This window comes from Bacillus sp. FJAT-27001 (assembly GCF_019039175.1).
Lineage (GTDB): Bacteria > Bacillota > Bacilli > Bacillales > Bacillaceae > Bacillus > Bacillus velezensis.
This window is the reverse complement of the sequence record NZ_JAHOAA010000004.1, coordinates 46,947-65,213: the sequence shown is the minus strand read 5'-3', so window position 1 is coordinate 65,213 and position 18,267 is coordinate 46,947. Positions and strand designations below refer to the sequence as shown.

The following is an 18,267-nucleotide window of genomic DNA, read 5'->3' as shown; positions in this document are numbered from 1 at the left end:
TGTTCTTCCTTTCCTCTTCAGGTTACTGCTTTTCAATCGGCGCAAAAGCGGCAAGCAGACGCTTCACGCCGACTGGGCTCGGGAATGCGATATCAAGCTCGGTGCTTTCGCCTTCTCCTTTTACGCTGACAACCGTTCCGGTGCCCCATTTTTTATGGCCCGCTTTATCGCCGACCGCCCAGCTGAGCGAGTCGCCGCCTGTTTTGTTCGCATAGGAAACGGGACGGGATACGGGCCCGCGTTTTGGCTGCACTTTTCTTCCCGGCTGCATGCGGGGTGTTTTCTTCTCATTTAGGTTCTCCAATAAATCGCCAGGTATTTCCCTGATAAAGCGGGATTCCGGATTCATATTGGTGCGGCCGAATAAGGTGCGCATTTTGGCATTCGTTAAATACAGTTCTTCTTCCGCCCTCGTAATGCCTACATATGCGAGCCTGCGTTCTTCTTCCATCTCGGCTTCTTCCATCAGGGAGCGGCTGTGCGGGAACACGCCTTCTTCCATGCCCATTAAGAACACGACAGGAAATTCAAGCCCCTTAGCGGCGTGCAGTGTCATTAAAGTGACGGCATCCTTTCCGCCTGATTCCTCTTCCTTCTGGTCGAGCTGGTCAATATCCGCAATCAGCGCCAAATCAGTCAGAAACGCGACGAGAGACTTGTCTTCGCTTTTTTGTTCGAAGTTTTTCGTCACGGAAAGAAACTCGTCGATATTTTCAAGGCGGCTTTGGGCTTCGATTGATTTTTCGGCCTTCAGCATTTCTCTGTATTCCGTTTTCTCGAGAATTTCTTCCGTGAGTTCCGTAATGGACAGGTAATCCTGCATGTTCGTCAGATTTTCAATCATCGCGCCAAAGCCGTCAAGCGCGTTTGCCGCTTTCGCGCTGACGCCGATGAAATCAACCTGTTTGATCGCCTGGAACATTGACATTCCGTTCATCGCCGCATATGAAGCGATTTTTTCTAGCGAAGTTGCGCCGACGCCCCGCTTCGGCACATTGACGATCCGCGTAAAACTGATGTCGTCGTCCGGGTTTGACACAAGGCGCAGGTATGCGAGAATGTCTTTAATTTCTTTCCTGTCGTAGAACTTGGTTCCGCCGACGATATTGTAGTTCAGTCCGGATTTTAAAAGGGTTTCCTCAATGACGCGCGACTGGGCGTTTGTCCGGTATAAAATCGCGATATCGGAAAGCTTCCGCCGGCCCGAGCTGTGCAGCTCATAAATTTTGCCCGCGACGAATTGGCCTTCGCCGAATTCATTGTCGCCGCTGTAATAAGAAAGCTTGATGCCTTCGTCATTTTCCGTCCACAGGTTTTTCGGCTTGCGGTTTGAGTTGTTTTTGATCACTTCGTTAGCCGCCTGCAGAATCCGCTTTGTTGAGCGGTAGTTTTGCTCGAGCAAAATCACGTTTGCGCTCGGATAATCTTTTTCAAAGGAAAGGATATTCGCGATATCCGCCCCGCGCCATCTGTAAATGGACTGGTCGGAGTCACCGACGACGCAGATATTTTCAAGACGGGCCGCAAGCTGCTTCACAAGCAGGTATTGTGCCCTGTTCGTATCCTGATACTCGTCTACGTGAATGTACTGGAATTTGCGCTGATAAAACTCAAGCACTTCCGGCACACGCTCGAAAAGCTTAATCGTCGTCATGATTAAATCATCAAAATCGAGCGATTGGTTTTTCAGCAGTTTTTTCTGATAATCGGTATACACGTCACTCGTGACCTGATCGTAGTAGCCGCCGGCCGTTTTTGCGAATTCCTCAGGTTCGATCAGCTCGTTTTTTGCGCTGCTGATGGACCCTAAAATACTTCTCGGATCAAACTTTTTCGGATCGATATTCCGCTCTTTCAGAATCCCTTTAATAACGGAAAGCTGATCAGCCGTATCAAGAATGGAGAAATTTCGGTTGATGCCGATTCTGTCAATGTCCCTGCGCAGAATCCGCACGCACATGCTGTGGAAGGTGGATATCCAGATTTCATCCGCGCCGGGTCCGAGAATGCTCTCTACCCGCTCCTTCATTTCTCTGGCGGCTTTATTTGTAAATGTAATCGCCAGAATGTTCCATGGCGCCACGTGTTTTTCCGCCATTAAGTATGCGATTCTGTGCGTCAGCACACGTGTTTTTCCGCTTCCCGCGCCCGCCATCAGAAGCAGCGGACCGTCCGTCGTCTTGACCGCTTCCTGCTGAACGGGATTTAATCCGCTTAATAATTGATTGCTAATGTAATTCATATCCGTTCACCGCCTATCAAACATATGTTCTATCATAAATCAATTTCGTCCGCTTGGCTACTTTGTCTTTACAGCCGCCACCGTTTTAAGCGCCTGATCAAAATCTTCATATACGGCATTTCCGACAACGATGACATCGGCATGACGGCCGAACCGTTCCGCCGTTTCCGCGTCTTTAATGCCGCCTCCGTAAAACAGGACGGACTTGTCCAGCACAGCCTTCGTTTTCTCCACCGTTTCTATGTCCGCCAGCATCCCGCTGTATTCCAGATAAAAAATCGGGAGATGAAGCAAATGTTCCGCGACCCGCGCATAGGCGAGAATATCTTCTGTTTCTATATGTGTATCCGCCTCCGTCAAAGCGGCCGCCTTACAATCAGGGTTGACGATGCAGTAGCCCTCCGTCACGATTTCCTCCATTGACATGAGCTCTCCGTATTCTTTCATCGCCTGATGATGCATGCCGACAATCCAGTCCGCCTTTTTGCTGTTGAGCACACTCGGAATGAAATAAAGATCAAACCCGGGCACAATGGAATCAATCGTCGACACCTCAAGTACGCACGGCACTAAAAACCGCCGCACCTTTGACATCAGTCTCAGCACATTGTCCTCGGTGATATTGTCGCTTCCTCCGATCACAATGGCGTCAGTCCCTGATTCACAAAGCCGTTCCAGCTGTTCATCCGGTAAATCTTTATTCGGATCGAGTTTAAAAACATGCTTCCACTCGTTAACATCGTACATGCGTTTTCGTTCCTCCATTCGTTTCTTGCCATTTAAACATTATAACAAATTCGTTTGGCCCGGAAAAACGGAAAAAGACGTCATTCACCTGATTCACAAAAAAAGATTGCGCTCCGCCGGACGGGAAACGGCTATGTTTGAAAACAGACAATATGTGGAATGTCAAAGAGAAAAAAGACAAGGAGTCTGATCTCAATGGAACAAGCCATTATCGTACTGATTTGTATATTGATTTTTATTATTTTAGTTCCCGCCGCATTGTTTCTCTGGATATACATAAGAGACGAAAAGCAGGAAGAACATTCAGTGCTGCGCAATTATCCCGCAGCGGGAAAACTGCGCTATATATTTGAAAAAATCGGACCTGAGCTGCGGCAGTATTTATTCAGCAATGATAACGAAGAACAGCCGTTTTCCCGGAGAGAATATGAACAGACGGTCATGTCCGGAAAGTATAAGAGCAGAATGATGGGCTTCGGCTCAGAACGGGATTTCGATCAGCCGGGCTATTATATCCGTAACGCCCTCTTCCCGAAACAAAGGGAGGAGCTGCGCGCAGATCAGACGCCGAAGATCGACACGATGGTATACAAGATTGACAAAGACAACCTGCTGAAACGCAGCGAACACCGCGAAAAAGCAAAAGCGGACCCTTATTACCTGCATCCGGACGATGTGCAAGTGATCGGCCGCGACACATGCAAGAAGCCGTTTTATGTGAAAGGGTTAATCGGACAATCAGCGATGAGCTACGGCTCACTTGGCGACAGGGCAATCACCGCCCTGTCAAAAGGGCTGCACCAGGCCGGCGGCACATGGATGAATACAGGCGAAGGCGGCCTGTCTGAGTATCACCTGAAAGGCGGCGCGGATATTATCTGCCAAATCGGCCCCGGGCTGTTCGGCGTCCGCACCGAAGATGGAGAATTTTCGTGGGAAGAATTCAAGAAAAAAAGCCGCCTCGAGCAGATTAAAGCCTTTGAATTAAAGCTTGCACAAGGGGCGAAAGCAAGAGGCGGGCATATTGACGGTTCAAAGGTAACCGAAGAAATTGCCGCCATCAGAAATGTGCAGCCCGGACAATCCATTGACAGCCCAAACCGCTTCAACGAGTTCTCAAATGTTCCGGACATGCTTGATTTCATTGAGAAATTAAGGACTGTCGGCGAAAAACCGGTCGGTATCAAAATTGTCCCGGGCAGCCGCAAAGACCTTGAAGACCTTATTTCCTGTATGAGTTCATCAGGCAAACTTCCCGACTTTATTACGATTGACGGCAGTGAAGGGGGAACGGGAGCTTCTTTCCATGAGCTGGCGGATTCCGTCGGCCTGCCGATTCTGACCGGCCTTCCCCTTGTTGACGGTCTTTTGAAGACATACGGGATAAGAGATAAGCTGAAAATTTTCGCATCCGGAAAGCTGCTCACTCCGGATAAGATTGCCGTTGCCCTCGCGTTAGGCGCGGATTTTGTCAATATTGCCCGGGGAATGATGTTTTCAGTCGGCTGTATTCGCGCTCAAGTATGCCACACCAATCATTGTCCTGTCGGAGTGGCGACAACCGATCCAAAACTTCAGCGCGCGCTCAGTATCGAAGATAAACAGCACCGCGTCTGCAACTACGTGCTCTCGTTGCGTGAAGGGCTGTTTCACCTCGCCGCGGCGGCGGGCATCAGCTCACCGATTCATTTCTCAGCTGAACACATCGTATACCGGGAGGAAGACGGAAGCCTGAGGGAACTTCCCGGCCTTTTGAATCAGCACGCATAAAAAAACCGCCTGCCGTCATCGGCAGAGCGGTTTTTTACGTAGCTGAGGAGGATTCTCCTTTGTTTACGCGGTCAAGCGCCATTTCATAGGCGTCGTTACCATAATTTAAGCAGCGCTTCACCCGGGAAATCGTCGCTGTGGAAGCACCCGTTTCGCTTTCAATTTTGTGATACGTATTCCCTTCGCGGAGCATTCTCGCCACTTCCAAACGCTGCGCCAGCGATTGGATTTCATTAATCGTACAAAGATCGTCAAAGAAACGATAGCATTCCTCCAGATCTTTCAGCGATAAAATAGATAAAAATAACTGGTCCAGTTCTTTTCCGCGTAATTTATCGATTTGCATCGTCAAACACCTTCTCCTTTACTAATGGAAGCTGCATCGAGATCAGGCACGATATTAATCCATGTCTTTCCTGGCACAAACGGAAGAATCTCACCGCCTTTTACGGGCAGAATACGGCCGTCTTTATATTCCCAGTCTGACTCCATAACATCGCCGTGCTGAAGCAGGAGGCCCTTCCCCCCTGACTGAATATCGATGGCTCGCCTTCCATCTTTGTCTGTCATGCGATGGCCGGCTTCAACAATAAAAATGTTGTGCATGGCTAAAGGCTTTCCGGTCTCCCGGTCTGTCGCTTTCACACCATCAGAGCTTCTTGTATAAGCATCAGCTTTTTTATCATAATCGTATTCGACAAGATTTGTAATGTTTTGTGTTCCATAATCTATCCGAATATTGTAGGTTTCATTTCCTGGTTTTGCATCTGATGTCTGAAATGGGAGCGGTTCTGTTTTTCCGTTCAGCTTGTATCCTTTTTGTTCCGCCGCCTTCCTGATATTGTCATACGACGTGTAGGAATTGTGGGGCGGCTTGCTGAAATCGGCTCTCCAAAACAGGCTTCCGTCAAAATCCAAACCGTTTATATAATCGTAAGCTCCGGACTTCAGCTGCTTTTTTGCGCCGGGACTCCAGCCATGATGGACAAATATGCTGTTAAACCCGCTGCTGAGCGTGACAAAATATTCCCTCGCGCTCCGCACAGGCCCGACCGTTTCCGGCATCTCACTTTGAAAAATCGCGAGAAACCGCGTAATCCGGCCCTCCGCGAGCGCTTCGATGACAACATCCGCCTTTGACAGCCCGGATTGGGGCCTCGCCTTCGGATGATTGTTCACTGCGACTGCAATCGGACGGCGTTCTGCAAGCTTCTGCTCAGTTTTCAGCCCCGTTAAAGGAGCTTCCGCTTCTTTCGGCTGCACCTGATCGGCATTGTTCTGCCGGCAGGCGGCAAGCAGCAAAAACGCAAAACAAAGCATACAAACGGTTTTCCATCTTTTCATATGTCGGCTCCCTGCTTTTATATTTTAACGCATTATCGATGGAAAGAGTACAGTTTTTTTCATCACGTCGAATATTCCTCTCGGCGTAATGCGGATATAAGGCAGGTGTGTGCTCTGCAAAAAGAGCAGCGTATAGATCGGATCGCAGAATCGGTAGCCCCGCTCCTCCAGCAACATCCTCAGTTTTTGCTCTTTCTCAAGCACTTCTTCATACTTCTCCGCAGATGCAGAACCGTTTAAGGCGAGGGGAATCTCATGAAGAATCTTCCCGTTTTCGGCAAGCACGATTCCGCCGCCGATTTCTTTCATCCGTGAGAAAGCGAGCAGGATATCTTCCTTATTTTTTCCGGCAGCGATAATATCTCCGGTTGTCGTGTAGGAACTGACAAAACCCTGCACCCGATCGGCAAAACCTTTCAGCATTGTATTGACCCGCCATTTTCCATGCTTATCGAGAAGCGTGAGATAGCATTCATCATGATCAAAAGAAAGCTGGTCAACAGAATTATCAATCGCAATCATATACGGCTCCATAATGACCGCGTTGCGCATTATCACACCCATCGGCATTGAAAACTGTAAATCATCCATCGTCATATCATATGAAAGCTCAAGAGGGACAAGACCGCCCTTTTTCCAATCCGTTTCTGTAAACGCATTCATATTTCGGCCGTCTTCCCTCAGCAGGATGCCTTTGGAGATCACCGTGACCGGGTCCGGATTCATCGGGTCATCAAGAATATTCAATGAAGCAAGCCGGCCCGGACCGATCACACCGAGAAAGTCATCCATCTGATAATATTTCGCGATATTAAAGGAGGCCATATTGTAGGCGTCAATCGCCGGAACCCCTTCCTCCAAAGCGATTTTGATTAATTCATTCGTCATGCCGCCTTTATAAAAATTCGGCGTCGCTCCATCCGTCGTGTAGAAGAAATGATCATAATGCCGGAAGCCTTTTTGATGAAGATCCTGCAAAATCGTTCTCAAATCAGGGCGGATGGATGAATGTCTGAGCGAAACATAGTAGCCCAATTCAAGCCGTCTCATCACCTCGTCGCCATTCATCGCCTCGTGGTCGGAATCAGCTCCGAACAGTTTCATCTTCGTCAGTGTTTTTTCAGAGGCTCCGGGAAAATGCCCTTCTATCCGCTTGCGCAGTTTTTTTGTCGCCTGCATGCAATGAAGCATCAAGTCATCGCCGTCCATGAGGCGCGGCCATCCGGTCAATTCTCCGCCTTGAATGACATCCGGGTGCTCAATCCATTGCTTGCGGACATCAAAAGAAAGAAGCTGATCCTCATTCAGCACTTCAGTCTGCAGATCATATCTGGACCACCAGAAATATTGCACCGGCTGTTTTTTCAGTTCCTCCAATATAGTAAGCGCTTTCTTTTTACCGCTGTGCAAAAGAAAAAACAAGTTATCATTAACAAACGTCGTTGTTCCGAATTGAGACACATATTCGGCGAGCGTTTGGGGATTATATATTTGAAAAGGATGTGTATGCGGTTCAATGTAACCTGGCACAATGTATTTTCCTTCACAATTTATGGTATGAATGTGCTCTGCTGCATCAGGAAGCTCATCACCAACATATACAATTCGGTCTCCGTAAATCCAGACATTCTTTTTCAGCCATTGTTTTAAAAAAGGATTTAATACGAGAGCATCCCGTAAAAGTAGCGTTGGAAGCAGCTTTGAGTCTACAACATCCGCCTGTGATCTGATGTCTTTATTTTTCCAGTTAAAGGTACGTTCGGACATTCACATACTCTCCTTCGCTTATATTAGACCCATCGTATCACATCCGCACAATTATCGCACGGCTAAAACGTTACAAATTATTGAAGATGAATGAAAAACTTTTTCTAAGGGAGCTGAAATGATGAAACCGAATATCAGTTTATTAAATGCCGTTATGCGCATCACTTGCGGCCTCACCATTTTGTCTGCTGCGTCAGCGAAATACACGAGAAAACCTTGGTACAAGATGCATCTCTTCTGTATGATGATGGGTGCGATGAAAGCGGCGTCCGGCATCCTCCGCTTCTGTCCGGCGACATATATGTTCCAAACCGGAATGAATCAGGATGACAGCCATCAGCAAGAAAAATAACAAGCCGTTTCGGCTTGTTATTTAATTTCTTCTGTCCCGCGAGTCTAAGAAGAATCCGTCTATACGCCGGAGGACTTCATCGATGACTGCGTGTCACACGGCAAGCCGACAGTCTTAGTCGTCTTTTCAGAAGAAAACCCGCATCTGATATGACGCGGGGTTTTCCTCTTTATCGCTGCGATGCTTTCAGCGCACGGGCGCCGATGTCGCTTCTGTAAAACAGTCCGGGTTTTGTCAGCCCTGAAACGGCGCTGTACACTTTATCTCTCGCCGCTTCAAATGTCTCAGCAAATGCCGTGACATTGGCGACCCGGCCGCCGTTTGTAACAAATTGTCCGCCGTCTTTTTTCGTTCCGGCATGAAAAACAGCGATCCCGTCTTCAGCGGACGTCAAACTGCCGATCGGAGTGCCTTTCGCATAGCCTTCCGGATAGCCTTCGGAAGCCAGCACAACGCTGACGGCGGCCGTATCCTTCCACCTTAGGTCAACATCCTTCTCATGCAGAAGATCTAAGAGCACCTGAATGAGGTCGGATTCCATTCTCGGCACGACAACCTGTGTTTCCGGATCTCCGAAGCGCGCGTTGAATTCAATGACTTTTGATCCGTTTTCCGTCAGAATCAGCCCCGCGTACAGCACGCCCGTGAAGGAGCGCCCCTCTTTGACCATTGCTTTTGCCGCCGGCTTCACAATCGTTTCGACTGCGCTTCTGACGATATCATCGGAAATGTGCGGCACCGGTGAGTAGGCTCCCATTCCGCCCGTATTCGGCCCTTTGTCTCCATCGAAGGCGCGTTTATGATCTTGAGCGATTACCATCGGATAGACGGTCTCCCCTTTTACAAACGCCATTAAAGAAAATTCTTCGCCGGCGAGGAACTCTTCAATGACAACAGATGCGCTCGCCTCCCCGAATTTCTCATCCTCAAGAAAATCGTGCAGGCATTCAATCGCTTCTTCTTCCGTCATCGCGACCGTGACACCTTTTCCGGCGGCAAGCCCGTCCGCTTTAATGACAATCGGAGCACCTTTTTGCTCAACATATGCTTTCGCCTCTTCAAATGAAGTAAACGTCTCATACTCCCCCGTCGGAATGCCGTATTTTTTCATTAAATCCTTGGCAAACTGTTTGCTCCCTTCAATGATTGCCGCTTTTTCAGACGGTCCGAAAACAAGCAGTCCGGCTTTTTCAAACTCGTCGGCTATCCCTTCAATCAGAGGAACTTCGGGGCCGATAATCGTCAGCCCGACACGATGTTCTTTCGCAAACGCAATGAGTGCGGCATGATCGCTTTCTTCAATGTTGACCAGCGTCGCGCAGTCTGCCATACCGTCATTTCCGGGCGCGGCGTACACCGTGTCAACAAGCGGGCTTTGCGCCGCTTTCCAAGCCAATGTATGCTCTCTGCCGCCTTTTCCGATAATCAATACATTCACGCTTCGTTCCCCCTCTTAATGTTTGAAATGTCTGATGCCGGTGAATACCATGGCGATCCCGTATTCATCCGCTTTTTTAATCGAATCTTCATCGCGGACCGATCCGCCTGGCTGGATAATCGCCGTGACGCCCGCTTTTGCGGCTTCTTCGACTGTATCCGGCATCGGGAAAAACGCGTCTGATCCGAGCGCGCTGCCTTTTGCTTTTTCTCCGGCCTGCTCAATGGCGATTTTAGCTGAACCGACGCGATTCATCTGTCCCGCTCCCACACCGACCGTCATATGGTCTTTTGCAAGAACGATCGCGTTGGATTTCACATGTTTGACGACTTTCCAAGCCAGCTTCAAATCTTCCCATTCCTGCTCGCTCGGCTCTCTTTTTGTCGGGATGCTGATGTCGGCGTCATCAAATCCATGGACGTCTAAATCTTGAATCAAAAGACCGCCCTGTACGGATGTCAGCTGTTTTTCTTTCTTCCCTGATGCGGACACTTCAAGCGTGAGCAGACGAAGGTTTTTCTTCGCCGTCAGTACGTTCAGCGCTTCTTCACTGAAAGAAGGGGCGATAATGATTTCTAAAAAGATGCCGTGAAGGGCTTCAGCCGTTGCCTGATCAACTTCACGGTTCAGCGCGATGATGCCGCCGAAAATGGAGGTTTTATCAGCTTCATACGCTTTATTGAATGCTTCCTCAATTGAAGCTCCCGTACCGACTCCGCACGGGTTCATATGTTTAACGGCAACAGCTGCGGGTTCTGTAAATTCCCGGACGATTTGAACGGCCGCATCTGCGTCCTTAATATTGTTGTAAGAAAGCTCTTTGCCGTGAAGCTGTTTTGCCGCCGCGATGGAACCGGAGACGGGAAGTGCGCTTTGATAGAAAACAGCCTCTTGGTGAGGGTTTTCACCATAGCGGAGCGATTGTTTTTTCTCAAATGTAACGGTGAATTGCTCAGGGTCTTTCTCACCGGCCTCGCGTGTTAAGTAATCAGCGATTAATGCGTCGTATGCCGCGGTATGGCGGAATACTTTGGCCGCAAGCTCGCGTTTTCTTTTAAGCGAAACGCCGCCGTGTTCTTTAATCTCATTGAGCACGGAGCTGTAATCGGCCGGATCTGTGATGACCGTCACATCCTGATGGTTTTTCGATGCGGCGCGCAGCATGCCGGGTCCGCCGATATCAATGTTTTCTATCGCTTCATCGTATGTTACGTCTTCTTTCGAAATCGTTTCTTTAAACGGGTAAAGGTTGACGACCACAAGGTCAATGGGGGCAATGCCATGCTCATTGATCTGCGCCATATGCTCTTCATTGTCTCTTACGGCAAGCAGTCCGCCGTGAATATTAGGATGGAGCGTTTTTAACCGTCCGTCCATAATTTCAGGAAATCCGGTCACTTCTGAAATGCCGATCACATCCACACCGTTTTCCTGAAGAAGTTTTTTTGTTCCTCCGGTCGAAATGACTTCGACGCCGAGCTCTGTCAGTTCCTTTACGAAAGGTACGAGATTTGTTTTATCAGAAACACTGATTAGTGCGCGTTTGATTGTCATGCCTTTTCACCTCTGTTATTTAGTCCCAGCAGCTGTTTCACAACGCTCGGATACCATTTGTGCTCAAGCTCGTGTATTGTATGCTCTATGTCTTCAAGCGTATCGTTTTCCTGTATTTCGAATGCTTTTTGCGCGATAATCGGTCCGGTGTCCATGCCTTCGTCGACGTAATGAACGGTAATGCCCGCCACTTTCACACCGGCCCGATACGCCTGTCCGACAGCGTCAATCCCAGGGAATGCCGGAAGAAGCGAGGGATGTATATTAATAATGCGGCCCCCGTATGCTTCAAGCAGCGTATCTCCAATCAGTCTCATATAGCCGGCGAGAACGATTAATTCCGCCCCGTGCAGGCGCAGCTGTTCAATAACGGCCCGTTCAAAGGCCGCTTTGTTTTCAAAAGATGACGGTTCAAAGGCGAATGACGGAATGTGTAAAGCCTCCGCCCTTTCCACCGCCTTTGCCTGAGGCTTATCCGTTACGAGAAGCGAGAGCTCCGCATCCCACTTCTCTTCTCTCATGCGTTTGGCAATGGCCTCGAAGTTCGATCCGTTTCCTGAAGCAAATACCGCAAACTTTTTCATGAAAGAGCCGCACCGCCGAAAGAAATGCCTTCGCCCCGCTTGACCCGGCCGATCAAATAAGCCTTCTCGCCCTGAGCTTCAAGCATGTCGATAACCTCTGTCAAGTCCTCTTCTTTAACGGCAAGGACAAAACCGATGCCCATATTAAAGACATTGAACATTTCTTCTTCTTTCAGCTTGCCGTGCTCCTGCAGAAACGGAAAAATCGGCGGGATCGGCCATGATCCGTGATCAATTTCCGCGCTCAATCCGTCCGGCAGCATCCGCGGGATGTTCTCGATGAATCCTCCGCCTGTCACATGCGCCATGCCGTCCACCTTACCGCTTTTCACCGCCTTGAGCACCGGCTTCACATATATTCTCGTCGGGTCCAGCAATTCTTCTCCGAGAGGACGCGCAAACGGTTCATAGACAGTATCCAAATCAAGTCCGCCGTCATCAAGAAGCACTTTTCTCACAAGGGAAAACCCGTTGCTGTGAAGGCCGCTTGAAGTAAGTCCGATTAAGAGATGCCCCTCTTCGATATGTTCACCGGTGACGATTTCGTCTTTTTCCGCGACGCCGACTGAAAAGCCCGCAATATCGTATTCATCAGCCGTATACAGCCCCGGCATTTCCGCCGTCTCACCGCCGATAAGCGCTGATCCTGACTGCTCGCATCCGTCCGCCACGCCCTGAACGATCTGCTCAATTTTTACCGGATCGGCCTTGCCGACCGCTAAATAATCAAGGAAAAACAGCGGCTCCGCTCCTTGGGCAAGCACATCATTTACACACATCGCGACCGCATCGACGCCGATCGTGTCATGCTTATCCATGGAAAATGCGAGTTTCAGCTTGGTGCCGACACCGTCTGTTCCGGAAATTAAAACAGGCTTTTGATACGGAAGCTCTGACAGATCAAACATTCCGCCAAAACCGCCCAGGCTTCCCATAACGCCGAGCCTTTTCGTGCGCTCCACGTGTTTTTTCATTCGTTTGACGGCTTCATATCCGGCTTCGATGTCAACTCCGGCATTTTTATAAGCATCAGACATCCCTATCACTCCTTGTCAATTCGTTTCTCCTTAAAAGGCAGAAAGAGAAAGGCAGCCTGAATTCCCGCTGCCTTTATGTCATTTTCACATTTTATTTTGTCAGCACCGCTTCTTTTACGTGAGGAAGCACTGTATCCTGATAAATTTCCGTCGGATATTTGCCCGTAAAACAAGCGAGGCATTGTCCGCAATTGGTGTCTTCAAATGTTCGGCCGACTCCTTTTAACAATCCGTCTACACTTAAGAAAGAAAGCGTGTCAGCACCGATGATCTGGCGAATTTCTTCCACAGAATGAGAGGAAGCGATCAGCTCCTCATGGGTTGATGTGTCGATGCCGTAGAAGCACGGATGAGCGATCGGCGGTGAACTGATCTTGACGTGCACCTCTGTCGCTCCCGCTTCTCTGAGCATTGTGACAATCCGGCGGCTTGTCGTCCCGCGCACGATGGAATCATCAACCATGACGACCCGTTTTCCTTCGACAACACCGCGGACGGCGGACAGCTTCATTCTGACGCCTTGCTCACGGAGAGCCTGTGACGGCTGGATAAACGTTCTGCCGACATAACGGTTTTTAATGAGACCGAGTTCGTACGGGATGCCCGTTGCCTCGGCATAGCCGATGGCCGCAGAAATACTGGAATCAGGCACGCCTGTGACGACATCCGCTTCAACCGCGGACTCCTGGGCAAGCATTTTTCCGAGGTTTTTCCGGGCGCTGTGCACGTTAATGCCGTCGATATTGCTGTCAGGTCTTGAGAAATAAATGTACTCCATGCTGCATATGGAACGGTTGATATTCATGGAGAAACGCTCTGATTTCATGCCTTCATCATTGATGATCAGCATTTCGCCCGGCTCTACCTCGCGAAGGTATGTCGCGCCGACCACATCGAATGCGCATGTTTCTGATGCGACGACGTAAGCATCGCCCATCATGCCGATTGACAGCGGTCTGAGTCCGTTCGGGTCAAGCGCTACGATCATTTCTGTTTCAGTCATGATTAAAAAGGCATAAGCGCCTTTCAGCATAGATAGTGAATTTTTGATTTGATCCTTCAGCGAAAAGTGTCCGCTGCGTTTAATCAGATGAGCCAGCACCTCCGTATCGGAGGAAGTCTGAAAGATGCTCCCTTGGTTTTCAAGCTGCTGCTTCAACTGTGTGGCGTTGACCAAGTTGCCGTTATGGGCGAGCGCGAGGCTGCCGTTGTTTTGTGAACGGAACAGGAGCGGCTGAACATTTTCATATCCGCCTCCGCCTGCCGTCGCATAACGAACGTGCCCGATCGCGCCTTTTCCCTTCACTTTGCTCAGTTCGCCGTTTTGAAAAACCTCGGTAATAAGCCCCTGTCCTTTATGCGCCGTCAGTTTTTCACCGTCAGTTGCGACAATTCCCGCGCCTTCCTGTCCTCTGTGCTGGAGGCTGTGCAGGCCGTAATATGTGATCTGCGGAGCTTCTTCATGTCCCCAGATGCCAAACACACCGCATTCTTCATTCAGGCCTTTGATTTCAGCAAGCATGGAATAGCTCCTTTCCACGCGCGCTCAAGTTCTTTCGTTTGCGCGTGAACCAATTGTTGTCCGTCCTGGTTTTGAATCGCCAGAAGTCCGTCAGCCGTTACCTCACCGATATGAACCGCATCAGCCGCAGCCGCTTCAAACGCCGCTTGGTGTTCTTTTTTCACCGAAACGACGAAGCGGGATTGAGATTCAGAGAATAATAATGCCGCTTCCCCTTCTACAGTTACGTTGGCGCCAAGGTTTTCCGTCGTCATGACGCTTTCTGCAACCGCTACGCCTAAGCCGCCTTCTGATACGTCATGCGCGGATTGAACGAAGCCTTTTTTAATCGCGTCAAGCAATGCTTTTTGGCGTGACAGCTCTATATCAAGATCGATTTGCGGCGCTTTGCCGTAAATGCGGCCTTCTGTCATTTTTTGCAGTTCGCTTCCGGCAAACTCAGGTTTTGTTTCGCCGATCACGTATACAAGATCCCCCGCTTGTTTGAAATGCTGTGTCGTAATATGAGCGGTATCTTCAATTAAGCCGACCATGCCGATAACAGGCGTCGGGTAGATCGCCGTTCCGTTCGATTCATTATAAAGTGATACGTTACCGCCGATGACGGGAGTGCTGAGAACATTGCACGCCTCGCTGATGCCGTCGGCCGCTTTTTCGATCTGCCAGAAAATTTCAGGTTTTTCCGGGTTTCCGAAATTCAGATTATCCGTGACCGCAAGCGGTTCGGCGCCGGAGCATACGATGTTGCGCGCTGCTTCGGCAACTGCGATTTTCCCGCCTTCTTCTGGATCAAGATATAAATAACGGGCGTTGCAATCCGTCGTCATCGCCAGCGCTTTTTTCGTGCCGCGGATTCTGAGCACTCCCGCGTCAGATCCCGGAGCGACCACCGTATTTGTGCGCACCATGTAGTCATATTGATCGTACACCCACTCTTTGCTGGCGATTGTCGGCTGCTGCAGCAGGGCAAAAAGCGTCTCTGTCGCATCTTTTACTTCAGGCGCGGGAACTTCCGTTTCCTGAAACTCGCGGTAGTACGCGGGTTCTGCTGACGGCTTGTGGTATACAGGCGCTTCTTCCGCCAGCGCGTCGACCGGAAGCTCGCAAACAACCTCTCCGTTATGGCGGAGGCGGAGCATTTTATCATCCGTAACATGACCTACGGAAACCGCTTCAAGATCATATTTATCAAAAATATCGACAATTTCCTGTTCACGTCCGCGTTCAATGACGAGAAGCATGCGTTCCTGAGACTCGGAAAGCATCATTTCGTAAGCGGTCATACCTGTTTCCCGCTGCGGAATGAGATCAAGGTTCATTTCAATGCCTGAGCCGGCTTTGCTTGCCATTTCAGCACTCGAACTTGTCAGACCGGCCGCCCCCATATCCTGAATGCCGACTAAGGCGTCGCATTGGATGACTTCAAGGCATGCTTCCAGGAGAAGTTTTTCCATGAAAGGATCGCCGACCTGCACCGCGGAACGTTTTTCTTCAGATGAATCTGACATTTCTTCTGATGCGAAAGTAGCGCCGTGTATGCCGTCGCGGCCCGTTTTAGCGCCGACGTACATGACCGTGTTGCCGACACCTTTCGCCTGGCCTTTTTTAATATCTTTATGATCAATTAAGCCGACGCACATTGCATTGACAAGCGGATTGCCCTCATAGCTTGCGTCAAACTGCACTTCTCCGCCGACCGTCGGAATTCCGATACAGTTTCCGTATCCCGCGATTCCCGCCACTACTTCTTCAAACAAGTACTTCACACGAGGTGAAGTGAGCTCACCAAATCGAAGAGAGTTTAATACAGCTATCGGACGGGCGCCCATTGAGAAAACGTCACGGATGATGCCGCCCACTCCCGTCGCAGCACCTTGGTATGGCTCAATCGCTGACGGATGGTTATGAGATTCAATTTTGAACACGACCGCCTGATTGTCACCGATGTCAACGATTCCCGCGCCTTCTCCGGGACCCTGCAGCACGCGTTCGCCGCTAGTCGGGAATTTGCGTAAAACCGGTTTTGAGTTTTTATAGCTGCAGTGCTCTGACCACATGACGGAAAAAATCCCGATTTCCGTGTAGTTCGGCAATCTTCCGATAATAGATTCAATGAGTGCGAACTCGTCATCACTGACACCCATTTGCTGATAGAGTTTCTCTTCTTTTATTTGTTCTTTACTTGGTTCAAGCAGTAGCGACATGAGTTTCCCTCCAATTTTTCACGATAGACCGGAACAATGTAAGACCGTCTGCGCTGCCGAGCAGTTCATCGACTGCGCGCTCAGGGTGAGGCATCATGCCTAATACGTTGCCTTTCTCATTCACGACGCCGGCAATGCCGCTGACGCTTCCGTTAATATCGCCGCCGTATGTGAAGGCGATTTGATTGTTTTCTTTTAATCTTTCAAGCGTTTCGTCATCACAGTAGAAATTGCCTTCGCCGTGGGCAACCGGAATCGTAATCGATTGTCCTTTTTCATAGGAAGATGTGAATAACGTGCCGCCGTTCTGCACGATTAATTCAACCGGTCGGCAGATGAACTTTAAATCTTTGTTGCGTCTCATCGCGCCGGGCAGAAGTCCGAGCTCCTGCAGAATCTGGAATCCGTTGCAGACGCCGAGAACCGGTTTTCCTTCGGCAGCCGCTTTTTTCACGGCCGGCATGATGTTTGCGAATCTGGCGATGGCGCCGCATCTCAAGTAGTCGCCGTATGAAAACCCGCCGGGGATGAGCACGCCGTCAAATCCGTCAAGGCTTGTTTCCTCGTGCCAGACATACTCGACTTCTTCGCCGAGTTCGTCCTTTACGGCGTGGAACATATCAATATCACAGTTGGAGCCGGGTAACACAATCACCGCAAATTTCACTGTGCGACAACCTCCTCAACTTCATATCGGTAGTCTTCAATGACTGTATTGGCAAGGAGTTTTTCACACATTTCTTTCACGAGCGCGTCAAGATCGCGGTCAGATTTTTCAATCGTCAGCTCCATATATTTTCCGATGCGCACATCCTGCACTTCATTGTAGGTCATGCTGTGCAATGCATGCTGCACCGCGCTTCCTTGAGGATCGAGCACACTTTCTTTTAAGCTGACATAAACTTTCACTTTATACATTATGAAATGCCTCCCAGTCTTTTGAAAATCTCTTCATATGCGTCGGTTAAGCTTCCCAGGTTCCGTCTGAACAAATCTTTATCGAGCTTTTCGTTTGTGTCTTTGTCCCACAGACGGCACGTGTCAGGAGAAATTTCATCCGCTAAAAGAACCCGTCCCTCTGCGTCTAAGCCGAATTCCAGCTTAAAATCTATTAATCTGACGCCGCAGTCTTCAAAAATATGCTGCAGCTCTTGATTCACCTGTTTTGTAATCGATTTGATCGTTTCCACCTGCTCAGGAGCCGCCGCTTTTAAAAGCCAGATATGATCTTCTGTGATGAGCGGATCGCCGAGTGCGTCATCTTTATAGTAAAATTCGATAATCGGCTGCGGAAGCTCAGTTCCTTCCGGGATGCCGAGACGTTTCGACATGCTTCCGGCGGCAATGTTTCTGACCACGACTTCAAGGGGAATGATGCTCACTTTTTTGATAAGCTGCTCTGATTCTGAAACACGCTCCACAAAGTGGTTGTCAATTCCTTTGGCGTGCAGATGTTTGAAAATCAGGCTTGAAATTTCATTGTTCAGACGGCCCTTTCCGCTGATCTCCGCTTTTTTCTCACCGTTAAAGGCTGTTGCGGAATCCTTGTAGACCACGCGGAGAATCTGTTCGTCTTCAGTTTGATAAATCCGTTTCGCTTTTCCTTCATAAAGAAGATTATTGTTCACAATATTCACGGAAGGCCTCCTAACCCGAATGTTGGGAATATTCAATCTATGGCGGCTGAAGAAGCCGCCTCCGGCTGG

16 protein-coding genes are annotated in these 18,267 nt (G+C 49.4%); 2 read left to right on the top strand and 14 right to left on the bottom strand.

Annotated features, from left to right (window positions below; genetic code table 11):
• Window positions 1–22: 22 nt before the first annotated feature.
• The gene (gene pcrA, locus BGM27_RS14505; RefSeq protein ID WP_007408910.1) at window positions 23–2,242 is read right to left on the bottom strand and encodes a DNA helicase PcrA; all 2,220 of its coding nucleotides are present in this window, start codon (window positions 2,240–2,242) and stop codon (window positions 23–25) included.
• 57 nt (window positions 2,243–2,299) lie between these two features.
• Window positions 2,300–2,989: a heptaprenylglyceryl phosphate synthase gene (gene pcrB / locus BGM27_RS14500; protein WP_003155740.1), complete on the bottom strand. Its 690-nt coding sequence runs from the start codon at window positions 2,987–2,989 to the stop codon at window positions 2,300–2,302.
• Between the two features lie 195 nt (window positions 2,990–3,184).
• Between pcrB and BGM27_RS14495 the strand changes: the two genes are divergently transcribed.
• A complete protein-coding gene (locus tag BGM27_RS14495) occupies window positions 3,185–4,759 on the top strand; it encodes an FMN-binding glutamate synthase family protein (protein ID WP_007408908.1) in 1,575 nt (524 codons plus the stop codon).
• Window positions 4,760–4,793: 34 nt separating this feature from the next.
• Here the strand turns inward: BGM27_RS14495 and BGM27_RS14490 are convergent, their stop codons facing one another.
• The 3 genes from BGM27_RS14490 to BGM27_RS14480 are packed head-to-tail and all read right to left on the bottom strand — an operon-like array spanning window position 4,794 to window position 7,870.
• The gene (locus tag BGM27_RS14490) at window positions 4,794–5,105 is read right to left on the bottom strand and encodes a YerC/YecD family TrpR-related protein (RefSeq protein WP_003155745.1); all 312 of its coding nucleotides are present in this window, start codon (window positions 5,103–5,105) and stop codon (window positions 4,794–4,796) included.
• Between the two features lie 2 nt (window positions 5,106–5,107).
• Complete coding sequence (locus tag BGM27_RS14485) at window positions 5,108–6,103, bottom strand: DUF3048 domain-containing protein (protein ID WP_007408907.1); 996 nt, start codon at window positions 6,101–6,103, stop codon at window positions 5,108–5,110.
• A gap of 24 nt (window positions 6,104–6,127) precedes the next feature.
• Complete coding sequence (locus BGM27_RS14480) at window positions 6,128–7,870, bottom strand: adenine deaminase (protein WP_020953926.1); 1,743 nt, start codon at window positions 7,868–7,870, stop codon at window positions 6,128–6,130.
• Window positions 7,871–7,991: 121 nt separating this feature from the next.
• Here BGM27_RS14480 and BGM27_RS14475 point away from each other — a divergent pair, with 121 nt between their 5' ends.
• Window positions 7,992–8,222, top strand: coding sequence for a YgaP family membrane protein (locus tag BGM27_RS14475; RefSeq protein WP_007408905.1), 231 nt, complete (start codon window positions 7,992–7,994; stop codon window positions 8,220–8,222).
• Between the two features lie 169 nt (window positions 8,223–8,391).
• Here the strand turns inward: BGM27_RS14475 and purD are convergent, their stop codons facing one another.
• The 9 genes from purD to purC all read right to left on the bottom strand — a co-directional run bounded on the left by purD (window position 8,392) and on the right by purC (window position 18,198).
• Window positions 8,392–9,660, bottom strand: a complete 1,269-nt coding sequence (gene purD / locus BGM27_RS14470) for a phosphoribosylamine--glycine ligase (RefSeq protein ID WP_007408904.1) — start codon at window positions 9,658–9,660, stop codon at window positions 8,392–8,394.
• A 15-nt stretch (window positions 9,661–9,675) separates the two neighbouring features.
• Window positions 9,676–11,214: a bifunctional phosphoribosylaminoimidazolecarboxamide formyltransferase/IMP cyclohydrolase gene (gene purH / locus BGM27_RS14465; RefSeq protein WP_007408903.1), complete on the bottom strand. Its 1,539-nt coding sequence runs from the start codon at window positions 11,212–11,214 to the stop codon at window positions 9,676–9,678.
• On the bottom strand, window positions 11,211–11,798 hold the full coding sequence (gene purN / locus BGM27_RS14460) for a phosphoribosylglycinamide formyltransferase (RefSeq protein WP_007408902.1): 588 nt from the start codon (window positions 11,796–11,798) through the stop codon (window positions 11,211–11,213). The genes purH and purN overlap by 4 nt, the downstream gene beginning before the upstream one ends.
• Window positions 11,795–12,835, bottom strand: a complete 1,041-nt coding sequence (purM, locus tag BGM27_RS14455; protein WP_007408901.1) for a phosphoribosylformylglycinamidine cyclo-ligase — start codon at window positions 12,833–12,835, stop codon at window positions 11,795–11,797. Before purM ends, purN begins: the two co-directional genes overlap by 4 nt.
• A gap of 91 nt (window positions 12,836–12,926) precedes the next feature.
• The gene (purF, locus tag BGM27_RS14450) at window positions 12,927–14,357 is read right to left on the bottom strand and encodes an amidophosphoribosyltransferase (protein ID WP_007408900.1); all 1,431 of its coding nucleotides are present in this window, start codon (window positions 14,355–14,357) and stop codon (window positions 12,927–12,929) included.
• Window positions 14,333–16,561: a phosphoribosylformylglycinamidine synthase subunit PurL gene (gene purL / locus BGM27_RS14445; RefSeq protein WP_007408899.1), complete on the bottom strand. Its 2,229-nt coding sequence runs from the start codon at window positions 16,559–16,561 to the stop codon at window positions 14,333–14,335. The genes purF and purL overlap by 25 nt, the downstream gene beginning before the upstream one ends.
• A complete protein-coding gene (gene purQ / locus BGM27_RS14440; protein WP_007408898.1) occupies window positions 16,545–17,228 on the bottom strand; it encodes a phosphoribosylformylglycinamidine synthase subunit PurQ in 684 nt (227 codons plus the stop codon). Before purQ ends, purL begins: the two co-directional genes overlap by 17 nt.
• On the bottom strand, window positions 17,225–17,479 hold the full coding sequence (purS, locus tag BGM27_RS14435; RefSeq protein ID WP_003155758.1) for a phosphoribosylformylglycinamidine synthase subunit PurS: 255 nt from the start codon (window positions 17,477–17,479) through the stop codon (window positions 17,225–17,227). Before purS ends, purQ begins: the two co-directional genes overlap by 4 nt.
• Window positions 17,479–18,198, bottom strand: a complete 720-nt coding sequence (gene purC, locus BGM27_RS14430; protein WP_007408897.1) for a phosphoribosylaminoimidazolesuccinocarboxamide synthase — start codon at window positions 18,196–18,198, stop codon at window positions 17,479–17,481. The genes purS and purC overlap by 1 nt, the downstream gene beginning before the upstream one ends.
• Window positions 18,199–18,267 lie beyond the last annotated feature (69 nt).

Coding starts and splice junctions, on each gene's coding strand:
- pcrA (WP_007408910.1), bottom strand. CDS start 2,242: ATGAATTACATTAGCAATCAATTATTAAGCGGATTAAATCCCGTTCAG.
- BGM27_RS14495 (WP_007408908.1), top strand. CDS start 3,185: ATGGAACAAGCCATTATCGTACTGATTTGTATATTGATTTTTATTATT.
- BGM27_RS14485 (WP_007408907.1), bottom strand. CDS start 6,103: ATGAAAAGATGGAAAACCGTTTGTATGCTTTGTTTTGCGTTTTTGCTG.
- purH (WP_007408903.1), bottom strand. CDS start 11,214: ATGACAATCAAACGCGCACTAATCAGTGTTTCTGATAAAACAAATCTC.
- pcrB (WP_003155740.1), bottom strand. CDS start 2,989: ATGTACGATGTTAACGAGTGGAAGCATGTTTTTAAACTCGATCCGAAT.
- BGM27_RS14480 (WP_020953926.1), bottom strand. CDS start 7,870: ATGTCCGAACGTACCTTTAACTGGAAAAATAAAGACATCAGATCACAG.
- BGM27_RS14475 (WP_007408905.1), top strand. CDS start 7,992: ATGAAACCGAATATCAGTTTATTAAATGCCGTTATGCGCATCACTTGC.
- purL (WP_007408899.1), bottom strand. CDS start 16,561: ATGTCGCTACTGCTTGAACCAAGTAAAGAACAAATAAAAGAAGAGAAA.
- purF (WP_007408900.1), bottom strand. CDS start 14,357: ATGCTTGCTGAAATCAAAGGCCTGAATGAAGAATGCGGTGTGTTTGGC.
- BGM27_RS14490 (WP_003155745.1), bottom strand. CDS start 5,105: ATGCAAATCGATAAATTACGCGGAAAAGAACTGGACCAGTTATTTTTA.
- purS (WP_003155758.1), bottom strand. CDS start 17,479: ATGTATAAAGTGAAAGTTTATGTCAGCTTAAAAGAAAGTGTGCTCGAT.
- purM (WP_007408901.1), bottom strand. CDS start 12,835: ATGTCTGATGCTTATAAAAATGCCGGAGTTGACATCGAAGCCGGATAT.
- purN (WP_007408902.1), bottom strand. CDS start 11,798: ATGAAAAAGTTTGCGGTATTTGCTTCAGGAAACGGATCGAACTTCGAG.